Source organism: Flavobacterium sp. Leaf359, assembly GCF_001423985.1.
Taxonomy (GTDB): domain Bacteria; phylum Bacteroidota; class Bacteroidia; order Flavobacteriales; family Flavobacteriaceae; genus Flavobacterium; species Flavobacterium lindanitolerans.
The window spans coordinates 241,949-255,790 of the sequence record NZ_LMPW01000010.1; the positions used below are offsets into that span (position 1 = coordinate 241,949).

At 38.6% G+C, this 13,842-nt stretch carries 9 protein-coding genes; 6 read left to right on the forward strand and 3 right to left on the reverse strand.

Annotation, left to right across the window (positions count from 1 at the left end; translation table 11 throughout):
• The first annotated feature begins 16 nt into the window (after positions 1 to 16).
• From ASG38_RS05360 to pbpC, 3 genes are all read left to right on the forward strand, one after another.
• The gene (locus ASG38_RS05360) at positions 17 to 460 is read left to right on the forward strand and encodes a nucleoside deaminase (RefSeq protein ID WP_056067893.1); all 444 of its coding nucleotides are present in this window, start codon (positions 17 to 19) and stop codon (positions 458 to 460) included.
• 325 nt (positions 461 to 785) lie between these two features.
• Positions 786 to 6,281, forward strand: a complete 5,496-nt coding sequence (locus tag ASG38_RS05365; protein WP_056067895.1) for an alpha-2-macroglobulin — start codon at positions 786 to 788, stop codon at positions 6,279 to 6,281.
• A gap of 93 nt (positions 6,282 to 6,374) precedes the next feature.
• Positions 6,375 to 8,708: a penicillin-binding protein 1C gene (gene pbpC / locus ASG38_RS05370; protein WP_200937028.1), complete on the forward strand. Its 2,334-nt coding sequence runs from the start codon at positions 6,375 to 6,377 to the stop codon at positions 8,706 to 8,708.
• Positions 8,709 to 8,762: 54 nt separating this feature from the next.
• Here the strand turns inward: pbpC and ASG38_RS05375 are convergent, their stop codons facing one another.
• Positions 8,763 to 10,307, reverse strand: a complete 1,545-nt coding sequence (locus tag ASG38_RS05375; RefSeq protein ID WP_056067899.1) for a ribonuclease E/G — start codon at positions 10,305 to 10,307, stop codon at positions 8,763 to 8,765.
• 388 nt (positions 10,308 to 10,695) lie between these two features.
• Positions 10,696 to 10,992, reverse strand: a complete 297-nt coding sequence (locus ASG38_RS05380; protein WP_056067901.1) for an HU family DNA-binding protein — start codon at positions 10,990 to 10,992, stop codon at positions 10,696 to 10,698.
• A 133-nt stretch (positions 10,993 to 11,125) separates the two neighbouring features.
• Here ASG38_RS05380 and mutY point away from each other — a divergent pair, with 133 nt between their 5' ends.
• The 3 genes from mutY to gldD are packed head-to-tail and all read left to right on the forward strand — an operon-like array spanning position 11,126 to position 13,215.
• Positions 11,126 to 12,166 carry an A/G-specific adenine glycosylase gene (gene mutY / locus ASG38_RS05385; RefSeq protein ID WP_056067903.1) on the forward strand — a complete coding sequence of 347 codons (1,041 nt, stop codon included), beginning with the start codon at positions 11,126 to 11,128 and terminating at the stop codon, positions 12,164 to 12,166.
• Between the two features lie 57 nt (positions 12,167 to 12,223).
• A complete protein-coding gene (locus tag ASG38_RS05390) occupies positions 12,224 to 12,649 on the forward strand; it encodes a single-stranded DNA-binding protein (RefSeq protein ID WP_056067905.1) in 426 nt (141 codons plus the stop codon).
• A gap of 2 nt (positions 12,650 to 12,651) precedes the next feature.
• The gene (gldD, locus tag ASG38_RS05395) at positions 12,652 to 13,215 is read left to right on the forward strand and encodes a gliding motility lipoprotein GldD (protein ID WP_056067907.1); all 564 of its coding nucleotides are present in this window, start codon (positions 12,652 to 12,654) and stop codon (positions 13,213 to 13,215) included.
• A gap of 54 nt (positions 13,216 to 13,269) precedes the next feature.
• Here gldD and ASG38_RS05400 read toward each other — a convergent pair whose 3' ends face one another.
• A complete protein-coding gene (locus ASG38_RS05400; protein WP_082482161.1) occupies positions 13,270 to 13,818 on the reverse strand; it encodes a heavy-metal-associated domain-containing protein in 549 nt (182 codons plus the stop codon).
• Positions 13,819 to 13,842: the final 24 nt, after the last annotated feature.

The following is a 13,842-nucleotide window of genomic DNA, read 5'->3' on the forward strand; positions in this document are numbered from 1 at the left end:
TTTCTATTTTTGGGTTATGGAAAACAGCAACACCGACGAATATTTCATGAAAAAGGCCCTGCAGGAAGCAGAAGCCGCTTTTGAAAAAGGAGAAATCCCTGTCGGGGCTGTTATTGTTGTTGAAAATCGCATCATTGCCAGAAGCCATAACCTTACGGAAATGCTGAACGATGTAACGGCACATGCCGAAATGCAGTCGATTACGGCAGCAGCCAATTTCTTGGGAGGGAAATATCTTAAAAACTGCACATTATATGTTACCTTAGAACCATGCCAGATGTGTGCCGGAGCTTTGTATTGGAGCCAGATTTCCAGAATTGTTTTTGGAGCGAGAGATGAACAGAGAGGATACATGGCTTTAGGAACAAAGCTGCATCCAAAAACTGTTGTAGAATACGGTGTTTTAGAAGCAGAAGCTTCCAGTTTGATGAAACGTTTTTTTCTGGAAAAGCGCAAATAAAATGTAATGGTTATCGGGAAGTTTACATCAGATAATGCTCAACATGAACTTTGCGACTCTGCCGCTTTGCGTGAAATAGTAGCTCGCAAATGCGCTAAGTCGCAAAACAAGGAAAATATAAACTTATTGAAATTGGTTTGATAAAAGGTTTTAAATAATCAATTAAAATTTCTTTCCCTCAAAAGAAAAAATTAGGCATGATTTTTTCTTGTTAAAAATTTAAAAATTAATCCTATATTTATTACAATAAAGACATGGCTTATTCAGTTATGCTGAAAATGTCACAAAGGACAAAACATACGTTCAACTTCAAATCAATCATTCTATGAGAACTGGAAAACTAATACTATTGGTTTCGGTGTTTTTTTTATTAAATGCATGTAGAAAATCTTCGCCTGAAGATTTTGATTCGGATTTTTCGCTTTTTCGCGATTATGTTACCAGCTTCTCGTCGGGAATGATTTCCGCCAATTCTGATATTCAGGTGGGTCTGGCATTTTCAAAGGCAGAATGGAAACCCAACCAGGAATTGGATGAAGATATTTTTGATATTTCTCCAAGTGTTGACGGTAAAGTGGTCGTATTGCCAAATAACATTCTGGCATTCCAACCAAAGAAAAAACTAAAACAGGGTGAACAATATCAGGTTACGCTCCATTTGGATAAGTTGATTGAAGTTCCGAAAGAATTGTCCGATTTTAATTTTACGGTTAAAACAATCGAACAGGATTTCAAAGTTGAAGTCCAGGATTTACAGTCGTATACAAAAGACACTCAATTCCTGAACATGATACTGAAATCTGCGGATAATATGGATTTGGCAACAGCAAAAAAACTGGTGTCTGCTACGCAGAATGGTAAAGAATTGCCAATAAAATTTAATGAAAAAGGCAGTTCTCCAACGGAATTCTCCTTTGTTATTGACCAGATACAAAGAGGTGAAGATGATAGTAAAGTCCTAATCAAATGGGATGGCGACCCGGCGGATATCAACCAAAAGGGAGAAAAGGAATTTACAATTCCGGGCAAAAATAATTTTACCATTGTAGATGTAAGAATTGGAGATGAAAACAACCAGTCTGTCCGAATCAATTTTTCAGACCCGCTAAAAAAAGACCAAAATTTTAGTGGTTTGGTAGCTCTTGAAACAGTAGGTAATCTTCGTTATGCGGTAGATGGAAACGTATTGAAAGCCTTTTCAGATGTAGCTCTTGATGGCAAGTTGCTGCTGGAGGTTTTTCAGGGAATTGAAAATACAGACGGCTATAAAATGAAAAAAGGCTATGCCGCAAAAATTACTTTTGAACAAATCAAACCGGAAGTAAGATTTGTGAAAAGCGGTACAATTTTGCCAAGTTCTCACAACCTTAAAGTAAATTTCGAAGCTGCCAATCTGAAAAAAGTGGATGTAAAAGTATACCGTATCTTTGAAAACAACGTACTCCAGTTTTTACAGGATAATGAACTGAATGGCAACTATGATTTGAGAAAAGTAGCACTTCCTATTGCCAAAAAAACTTTAGAACTAACCACAAACAAGCTTGCCAATTATAAAAAGTGGAACAGCTATTCTCTGGATTTGTCGACCTTAATCAAACCGGAGCAAGGAGCGATTTACCGTGTGGAATTTACCATCAAAAGGTCTTATTCTCTATATACCTGTGATACTCCTGCGGAAGAAGAGCCGGTTGCTGAAGAAGATGAGGAACCGGAAGATTTTTCCAGCTACGATTCTTTTGATTACGACTACTATGATTATGACTATAATTGGAATGAAAGGGATAATCCATGCCATAAATCATATTATTCCAACAATAAGGTAGCTACAAATATATTGGCTACAGATTTGGGTGTTATTGTAAAACGAGGTGAAAATGGTTCTTATTTCTTCGCTGTCAATAATATCGTAACTACTCAACCGGTTTCAGGTGCAGCAGTAGAATTGTATAATTACCAAAAACAAAAACTGGTATCAGAAACTACTGATGGTGATGGTATAGTGAATTTTAGTACCGATAAAAAAGCATTTTTTGCCATAATTAAAAAAGACAAAAACACTACCTACGTCAAACTGGATGATGGAAACTCACAATCAGTGAGTAATTTTAATGTAGACGGAGAAGCACTCCAAAAAGGACTAAAAGGATTTATTTATGGAGAGCGGGGCGTGTGGCGTCCTGGCGATACAATCTATTTGTCGTTCATTCTCAATGATAAATCAAGCAGATTGCCTAATACGCATCCAATTAAATTAAAACTATCTGACCCGAATGGAAAGGTAGTTTATCAGAAAGTTCAGAAATATACAGATAAGAATCATTACAAATTCGCTTTCAAAACACAGCCAAATGCGCCAACAGGAAACTACGAAGCGGTTGTTTCTGTGGGTGGAGCGCGTTTCTATAAAGCCGTAAAAATTGAAACCATTAAACCAAACCGATTGAAAATCAAAAATGGGTTTGACGGGAAAATGCTGTCGGCTTTCCATAAAAATGATGCCAGGGTTGATGTAGCCTGGTTGCATGGAGCCGTTGCAAAAGATTTGAAACTCGAAATGCAGGCGAAATTTACGCAGCAAAAAACTACATTCAAGAATTATAGTAAATATGTTTTTGACGACCCGGCACGTAAATTTTCTACGGAAGAAGTAAACATTTATTCAGGAAAAATTGACGAAACCGGAAAAGCCAATGTCAGCATCCAGCCAAGATTACAATCGCAGGCACCGGGAATGCTAAAAGCATCGTTTATTACTAAAGTGTATGAAAACGGAGGTGACTTTAGTACAGATGTTATCTCGGCAACTTATTCGCCTTTCCAGACTTATGTGGGTGTAAAAACTCCGGAACCAAACAAATACGGAATGCTTGAAACCGGAAAAAGCAATGCATTTGATGTAGTAACGGTTGATGAAAACGGAAGACCAAAAGCGGTTAGAAATCTGGAAGTAAGAGTCTACAAAGTAGATTGGCGCTGGTGGTGGGATGCTTCAGATGATTTGTCAAATTACAGCAGTTCCACAACAAATACTCCGTTCTATTCTCAGGTATTGAATACGGACGGTTCCGGTAAGGCCCGATTCCAGTTTAAGACAACCGACGATGAATGGGGACGCTATCTTGTGCGGGTAACAGACCCTAACGGAGGACATTCTTCTGGTGAAACTGTAATGATTGACTGGCCAATCTGGTCTGGAAAAACAAGAAATACCAACGGTGCAGAAGCAAAAATGCTGGTATTCTCGGCAGACAAGGAAAAATACAATGTTGGAGAAAAAGCTATCGTTTCTTTCCCGTCAAGTGAAGGTGGACGTGCCCTGATTTCACTTGAAAGTGGTGCGCAGGTAGTCCAGACATTATGGGCAGAAAGCAAAAAAGGGGAAACACAGGTTGAAATACCGATTACCTCGAAGATGGCGCCTAATGTGTATATCCATATCACATTACTGCAACCCCATGCTTCTACAAAAAATGACTCGCCAATTCGTCTGTACGGAATTATCCCGATTGAAGTGGTCGATAAAAATACGGTTTTAGAACCGCAGATAGCCATGCCGGAAGTTTTAAAACCGGAGCAGAAAACGACAATAAAAGTAAGTGAGAAGAATGGAAAGGCAATGACCTATACCATAGCCATTGTTGATGAAGGATTGCTGGACCTTACCCGATTCAAGACTCCAAATGCATGGAACAGTTTCTATTCAAGAGAAGCCCTTGGTGTGAAAACGTGGGATATTTATGATGAAGTTATAGGAGCGTATGGTGGTAAGGTAAATCAGATTTTCAGTATTGGAGGTGATGAGGATTTAGGTGGTGGACAGGCTAAAAAAGCCAACCGATTTAAACCGGTTGTAATCTATCTCGGACCTTATTCGTTGTCAAAAGGGCAAACAAAATCTCATGAAATTACACTTCCAAAATATGTAGGTTCGGTAAGGACAATGGTGGTGGCAGGTGATGCGCAAACCAGTGCTTATGGAAGCGTAGAAAAAACAACTCCGGTCAGAAATCCGCTGATGATATTGGCATCATTACCAAGAAAAGTTTCTCCGGGAGAGAAGGTAACCTTGCCGGTTACGGTTTTTGCAATGGAAAAGCATGTTAAAAATGTTACCCTACAGTTGAAAACCAATAATGGCTTCCGTGTCATTGGAAACTCAAAACAGACCTTGTCGTTTGCACAGCCAGACGAAAAAATAGCCTATTTTGATTTAAATGTTGGCGATTTGACAGGAATCGGAAAAGTTACGGTAGTAGCGACTTCCGGAAAAGAAAAGGCCAGCTTTGATGTAGAACTGGATATTCTGAATCCGAATCCGGTAACGCAGGATTATAAAGAACTGATATTGGAGCCAAACAGTTCCGGAACCATCAACTGGGATGCCTTTGGAGTAGCCGGAACCAATACGGCTAAACTGGAAGTGTCCGCATTCCCTTCAATGGATTTTAACAAGCGATTGGATTACTTAATCCAATATCCGCACGGATGTCTGGAGCAGACCACATCAAGCGTATTCCCACAATTGTATTTGGGCGATATTGCTGATTTGGATACGGCCAGAAAATCCAAAATCCAAAAGAATATTACGGCCGGAATCCAAAAACTGGCGCAATTCCAGTTAGCGAATGGAGGATTTGCTTATTGGCAAGGCAATCAGACTCCGGACGATTGGAGTACGACCTATGTTGGGCATTTCCTGATTGAAGCAGAGAGAAAAGGCTATGCGCTTCCTGCCAACCTGAAAAAGCAATGGCTTGCCTATCAGTCAAAAACGGCAAAACAATGGCGTTACAACGAAGGCTACCGTAATGATTTTGCACAATCCTATAGATTGTATGTATTGGCTTTGGCGGGTAATCCGGATTTATCGTCGATGAACAGGCTTAGAGAAACTTCAGGAATTACGAACGATACCAAACTAAGGCTTGCGGCTACGTATGCATTGGCCGGACAGAAAAATGTAGGAATGACATTGCTTGGACAGAGCAAAATAGACGAAGATTCAATGTATGGTTACTACTATTATTATGGTTCCAGCGAAAGAAACCGAGCCATGGCTTTGGAGACTTTACTGTTGTTAGGAAGAAAAACAGAAGCCTTTACTATGGCAACTAAACTGGCAAAAGAAATGTCTTCCAACCGATGGATGTCAACACAAACTACTGCTTATTGTTTGTATGCGATGTCGAAATTCGCGCAGCAGAACGGAACGAAGGGAATTGATGTAAGCTTTACCAGCAGAGGTAAATCGGAAACGATTAAAACGGCAAAAGCATTTGCTGACAGAACATTGCAGGTTTCTGGAGTTGGAAATACAGTTACGGTTAAAAACAACAAGAACACGACACTTTACATAAAAGTGATTACGAGCGGCATCCTGCCTATCGGACAGGAACAGACAGAACAGAGAGGTTTGTCTACAGATATTACTTTCCGTGACCGAAAAGGAAATGCCATCAATGTTGCTTCACTGGCACAAGGAACAGAATTTGTAGCAGAAGTTACGGTTTCCAATACTAAAGGCGAAACGGTTGAAAATGTTGCCCTGACGCAGATTATTCCATCGGGTTGGGAAATTGTAAATACGCGTTTCACGGATTATGGAAGTTTTGCGGACAACAAGGTAGATTATACGGATATTCGTGACGACCGTACGAATTTTTATTTTACGCTCAAGTCAAATGAAACCAAAACCTTCAGGATTCTGCTGAATGCATCTTATCTGGGTAAATATTACCTTCCTGGAGTACAATGCGAGGCGATGTATGACAATTCCTATTATGCCAGAACGCAAGGCCAATGGGTTAATGTAGTAAAATAAACACCTTGAAAGTAAAGACTTCTTTAAAGAAGCCTAATAGTTAAGCTGGAATTGAAAAGCAAGATAAAAGCGTTTTTTAAACGCGTCCTTGATATGATAAAACGTAATCCGAAGAAATCTGTTTTCTTCGGATTGCTTTTCATTGCCTACTATTTTTGCCTGCCAAGAACACTTTTTGAGCAACCTTATTCTACCGTAATTGAAAGCGAAGAAGGTGAGCTTTTAGGTGCTAAAATTGCCCGTGACGGACAATGGCGTTTTCCGGCACAGGATTCCATACCTGAAAAATTCAAAAAATGTATCGTCTATTTTGAAGATGAACATTTTTACCAACATCCCGGATTCAACCCGATTGCGATGGTCAAAGCCGCAAAACAAAATCACGATGCGGGTAGGGTAGTTCGTGGCGGAAGTACGTTGACACAACAGGTTATCCGACTTTCAAGAGGTGAAAAGAAGAGAAACTATTTCGAAAAGCTGGTCGAGTTGGTATTGGCAACCCGCTTGGAATTTCGCTATTCCAAAGAAAAAATATTAGAATTGTATGCCGCCCACGCTCCCTATGGAGGAAATGTTGTAGGTCTGGAAATGGCTTCCTGGCGTTATTTTGGAGTACAGCCGCATCAATTGTCCTGGGCCGAAACGGCAACATTGGCAGTATTGCCAAACGCGCCCAGTCTGATTTATCCGGGTAAAAACCAACAAAAGCTTCTGAATAAGCGGAATGGCTTGCTAAAAAAATTATATCAGGAAAAAATAATCGATAAAACTACCTATCAGCTTTCCGTATTGGAAGAGTTGCCTCAAAAGCCTTATGACTTGCCCCAAATAGCGCCGCATTTGCTTCAAAATGTTGCCAGAAGGCAAGAAGGTACAAGAGTAAAGACAACGGTCAAATTTGCGCTCCAAAATCGCGTGAACCAAATCGCCACGCAATATTATAATCAATACAGGCAGTCGGAAATTTATAACCTGGCCATAATTGTTGTAGATGTCGAAACAAGAAATATACTGAGTTATGTAGGTAATTCTCCAACAGACAAAGACCATCAAAAAGATGTTGACATTATTACGGCTCCAAGAAGTACAGGTAGTATATTAAAACCGTTGCTCTATGCTTCGATGCTTGATGCAGGAGAAATACTTCCTAATACTCTGGTTCCGGATATTCCAACACAAATTGCGGGTTATAGCCCTAAAAACTTCGATTTGACTTATGACGGAGCTGTTCCGGCTCATCGAGCCTTGTCGCGTTCGTTGAATATTCCTTCAGTACTGATGCTTAAAGATCATGGCGTTTATCGTTTTTACGACCAATTACAGCAGTTTAAGTTGCGGGACATCAACAAACATCCAAACCATTACGGACTTTCACTCATTCTTGGTGGAGCAGAAAGCAATCTTTGGGATTTGACGAAAACCTATGCCGGACTAACTTCTACTTTAAATTACTTTACGACGCATTCAGCAAAATACCGTACGGATGAATTCAAGGAACTGAACTGGTTACACGGAGCAAAATTGGATTTCGGAAAGGAATCTTATGATAAGAAAAACTTAGGTGCGGCGTCTATCTGGCTGACGTATAACGCCATGAAAGAAGTCAACCGTCCGGAAGGGGATGAAGCCTGGAAATTCTATGACTCATCACTGGAGGTGGCCTGGAAAACAGGAACCAGTTTTGGCAACCGCGACGGATGGGCCATCGGGACAAATTCAAGATATGTAGTAGGAGTGTGGGTTGGAAATGCTTCCGGTGAAGGACGTCCTTCTTTGACCGGAGTAGGAAGTGCGGCGCCTGTTTTGTTTGATGTGTTCAATCTTTTGCCCAGAAAAAAATGGTTTACAACTCCGTATGATGATTTGGAAGAAGCCGAAGTTTGCCAGTTGAGCGGACATATTGCAGGCGAATATTGCCCTAAAATCAAACAGTGGATTCCGCTAAAAAGCAAACAGACTACGGTTTGTCCTTATCATAAACTGATACATCTCGATGCTTCGGGAGAATATCAGGTAAACAGCAATTGTGAAGAAGTAGACCGGATGGTAGCAAAACCCTGGTTTGTATTGCCTCCGGTTATGGAATTGTATTATAAGACCAAGCACATCAATTATGTTCCACTGCCTCCGTTTAGGCCAGATTGTCTCGGAGCTTCTTCTTATTCAATGGATTTTATTTACCCAAAAGAGAATGGCAAAGTCTATCTCACCAAAAATTTTAACGGAGAAATCCAGCCCTTTATTATAAAAGTGGCCCATTCCGACCAAAAGGCAAAACTATTCTGGTATCTGAATGATAAGTTTTTAGGTACAACACAAACTTTTCATGAGATGTCTGTAGAAGCAAAAACCGGAAAATATTATATCACAGTAACGGATGAAGCCGGAAATGAGATTAGTAGGAGGATTGAAATTGTAAAAGAATAGCAGTTTGTATAGAACAAAAAAAACCGCCAATCTTGCGAGAGGCGGTTCTTTTATCTAATCTTTAATTTCATTTCCATTTTTATCATAGAAATGATATTCTAAAAACGTGTAAGCGTCACGAGGTATTATTTTCACCCATTTTTTATGTTCAAAAAACCATTTTGAACGTAATGATGGAAAACCTTTAGTAAGGTATGCTGCCACAAAAGGGTGTGCATTCAGCACGATTTTTTTGTGGACTTTCAATAGTCGTTCGACATCTGAAGTAATTTTATCTACAATCGAGATCGGAGCATCAATTTCCCCATGTTCATTGTTAGGGTCTTCTTCTCTGGTCTTAATATTCACTTCAGGTCGTACTCTTTGCCGTGTAATCTGGATCAAACCAAATTTACTAGGCGGCAAGATTTTGTGTTTGGCTTTATCATCGCTCATTTCTTCTCTCAGGAAATCGAAAAGGACTTTACGATTTTCCGGATTAGACATATCAATAAAATCGACAACAATGATGCCGCCCATATCTCGCAGGCGGAGCTGTCGTGCCACTTCAGCAGCGGCGATGAGGTTTACTTCTAAGGCTGTATCTTCTTGATTGGAAGCTTTGTTTGAACGGTTTCCGCTGTTGACGTCTATAACGTGCAAAGCTTCAGTGTGTTCAATAATCAGGTAAGCTCCTTTGCTCATGGATACTGTTTTTCCGAAGGAAGTTTTGATTTGTCTCTCTATGTTATATTTTTCGAAGATAGGCGTGTCTTTGGATTGATAAAACTTTACTATTGATTGTTTTGAAGGGGCAATTTCTTGCAGATAATCCTTCGTTTCATTGTACAACTCTTCGTCATCTATATGAATTCCCGTGAAGGTATCATTGAATACGTCCCGTAAGATGGAGGAAGCTCTGTTGAGCTCTCCTAATACTTTAGACGGATGATGAGCAGTTGGTAATTTTTTGCACATTGCAGTCCATCTGCTGAGCAGATTCTGCAAATCTTTGTCTAGTTCGGCTACTTTTTTGCCTTCTGCTACTGTTCTCACAATAACACCAAATCCTTTTGGACGGATTGACTGTACGAGTCGTTTAAGACGATCTTTTTCTTCTTTGGATTCTATTTTTTGCGATATAGAAACTCTGTCAGAAAAAGGAACGAGAACAATAAATCGGCCGGCAAGAGAAAGCTCTGAGCTAATTCTCGGACCTTTGGTCGATATAGGTTCTTTGACAACTTGTACTAAAATGGACTGGTTGGCACTGATTACATCAGTAATAACTCCATCCTTATCAATCTCTTTTTCAAAAGGAAAGCTTTTTAGGGAGAAATCTTTTAATTTACCTGCGCTTACAAGTTTTATGAATTTCAACTGAGAAGTCAGATTAGGACCCAAATCATGATAATGTAAAAAGGCATCTTTTTCAAAGCCTACGTTTACAAAAGCAGCATTTAGTCCCGCAACGGGTTTTCTGATTTTGGCAATAAAAATATCGCCTACCTGAAAGTTGCTTTTTTCTTCTTCTTTGTGTAATTCAATTAGTTTTCCATCTTTTAATAAGGCAAAATCTACGGCATCCGAACCAGATCTGATGATCAGTTCTTTATTCACACTGTAAATTTTTATCTGTTTTTTCAGAAAATAGAAGATAGAGAAAAGAGTGTAGATTTAAAATCTAAAATCTAAAGTCTAAAGCCTAAAATCTTATCTACAGATGGATTAAACAATAATTTAACAGGTATTGTACCCGGAGAAAATAGAGTCACAAAAGAAAAAATCAAAGGCATAACAGCGCCTCATTTTTTATTCTTTCTTCAATAATTCTATTTTCAAATTTCAATGAACTATAAATATTCTTAAAAAAGAAAAAAGTAGTCAGACTACTTTTTCTTCTTATGACGGTTAGCTCTCGCTCTCTTTTTACGTTTGTGAGTCGCTACCTTATGTCTTTTTCTTTTTTTACCACTTGGCATATTTTGAAAATTTAGTGATTAATAAATTAGTTTACTTTAGCTTCGGTATTCGTTTTAACTCCTTCAACAAAAACTTTTGCCGGTTTGAATGCAGGAATATTGTGTGCAGGAATTTTAATTGTAGTGTTTTTAGAGATATTTCTACCTGTTTTTTCAGCTCTTGTTTTGATGATGAAACTACCAAAACCTCTTAAGTAAACATTATCACCCGTTTCCAAAGAGTTTTTTACTTCGTCCATAAAAGATTCAACTGTTGCTTGAACATCTCCTTTTTCAAGACCTAATTTTTCTGAAATTTTCGCAACGATATCTGCTTTCGTCATTTTCTTTCTATTTTAAATTTATTGTGTAAAATTTTGAGGTTGCAAATATATGAATTAAAAAAACAATATTTCAACCATAAACGATTAAAATTTAATAACATAAACTTTTACTTTTGCTAACCAATTTTATCTGATGGAATTTTCTAACTTATTAATCCAATGGTATTTACAAAATAAACGCGATTTACCCTGGCGAAATACGGTCAATCCGTACCATATTTGGCTGTCAGAAATTATGCTCCAGCAGACGCGTGTGGCGCAGGGTTTGCCTTATTTTTTGTCATTTACCAGTTCATTTCCAACCGTTTTTGATTTGGCAAATGCTGACGAGGAACAGGTGTTGAAGCTTTGGCAGGGTTTGGGTTATTATTCAAGAGCCAGAAATCTTCACAATACGGCGAAATTGGTAGCATTTGAAAGGGGCGGAATTTTTCCGGATAATTATAAAGAATTACTACAGTTAAAAGGAGTAGGTGAATATACTGCTGCGGCCATCGCTTCTTTTTCGTATAATGAAGTGGTTCCGGTGGTTGATGGAAATGTTTTTCGCATACTGTCGCGATATTTTGACATTGAAACCGATATTGCTTCCAGTGGAGCCAAAAAGGAATTTACAGAGTTGGCAAGCGAACTCATTCCACACGACAATCCTGCTTTATTCAATCAGGCCATTATGGAGTTTGGGGCGCTGCAATGCGTACCTAAAAATCCGGATTGTGGAACATGTGTGCTGAATTCGGGCTGTCTGGCACTGCAAAAGAATAAAGTAAATGAACTTCCCGTCAAGTTGAAGAAGACAAAAGTGCGCAATCGCTATTTTAACTATCTTGTTTTTTCAGATGACAACCAGAATCATATTGTAAGAAAACGAACCGAAAAAGGAATCTGGCATAACCTCTATGAATTTCCATTAATCGAGACGGCAGCAGAAGTTGATTTTGATACGATTTCAAAATTAATTTTTGAAGAATATGGTTCAAAGTTTGAAATTTTTTCAATAAAGCCGTTAAAAAATGACGTTATTTTACATAAATTATCACATCAGCATTTGCATATTCGCTTTTTTCGGGTGTCTGTTCAAGGCGAGATGGAAAATGCAATGTCTTATGAATCAATGATTTCATTGCCATTTCCAATTGTAATTTATAATTTTATAGAAAAAGATTTGCCATAATTTATAAGGTTTATCAGAAATTATTATATTTGAAGGTTTACTAACTCCCCACGAAAAATGAATGGTACGCTAAATAAAGTGATTTTAATTGGGCACCTAGGCGATGATGTCAAGATGCACTATTTTGAAGGTGGTAACTGCATTGGCAGATTTCCACTGGCTACGAATGAAATTTATATTAACAAGCAGACAAACGAAAAGATTGCTTCTACGGAATGGCACAATCTTGTTGTCCGGAATAAAGCAGCAGAAATCTGTGAAAAATATCTGTCAAAAGGCGACAAGATATATGTTGAAGGAAGGATAAAATCCCGTCAATGGCAAACAGAAGAAGGTGTTACAAAATATACTACCGAAATCCAGGTAACGGAATTTACTTTCTTAACGACGAAGAAAGATATTGAAGCTGGTAAGCAAGGGTCATCAGTTGATGTAAAATCTGCCAATTTTGATTCTAACTCACCTGAAGAAGATTTGTACTAATAATGTTTAGAAAAAGTATAGGCCTTTTTATTTCCGGATGTATTCTTGCTTCTGTGTGGGGTTGCCAGAACGATACAGTTCCAAAACCGGCAGGACAATTAAGACTGGAATATCCAAAAGCCCAATATGTACACTTTGAAAATAATTGCCCTTATACGTTTGATATAAACGAAGACGCAATTATTTCGCAAAAAGGAGATTGCGATTTTACAATCAGCTATCCAAAAATGAAAGCCACAATTTATCTGACTTACAAACCTGTTAAGAATGATATTGAGGCACATTTAAGAGATGCCCAAAATCTGACTTACAAACACACTATTAAGGCAGATGATATTGTGGAACAGCCTTTCGTGAATGAAAAGAGCAAGGTTTACGGCATGTTCTACAGGGTTGGCGGTAATGCGGCAACGAATGCACAGTTTTATGCTACAGACAGTCTAAAGCATTTTGTCACGGGTTCTGTATATTTTTATGCAAAGCCTAATTTTGACTCAATTATGCCGGCCTCAAGCTATGTCAAAAATGATATGCAGGTATTGATGGAAACATTAAAATGGAAATAAAAAAAGAGAACCAATTTGGTTCTCTTTTTTTATTTATCTTGTTTTGAAGAAGCATTAAGCGCTTTTTGCTTTTTTCTCATCTGTACCACAAGATTTCTTGCCTGAACAGCATCCGCCTGCTTTTGCATCTTTAGCTTTATCATCGTGGCAAGAAGCTTTCTTGTCGTCTTTTTTCTTTTTCTCTTTTTCCTTTTCTTTCTCTTTGTAAAGCATTGCTTTGTCAGCAGATGATTTTACATTAGAAACTTTGTAAGTGGTTCCGCCTGCAACAGCTTCTACTGTTTCAACTAATGTTTCAGGAGTTTGTTTTGCAGCATCATAAGCTACGGTAGCTGTTTTCTTTTCGAAATCAACTTTGGCTTCCTGTACGCCGTCCAGGCTGGCTAATTTTTTCTCAATGGTTTTTGCGCATCCAACAGCACATGACATTCCGTCGATTTGGAAACTTGCGGTTTGTAAGTTTTCAGCAGTTGGTTTCGTTGCAGTCGTGTCTGTAGCAGTTTCTGTCGGTTCTCCGGTTTCTGTTGCTTTTGGCTCGTTTTTGCAGCTTACGAATAACATTCCTGAAAGCGCAAGGATAAGTAATGATTTTGAAAAATTCATAATGTTGTATTTAAATTTGAATTA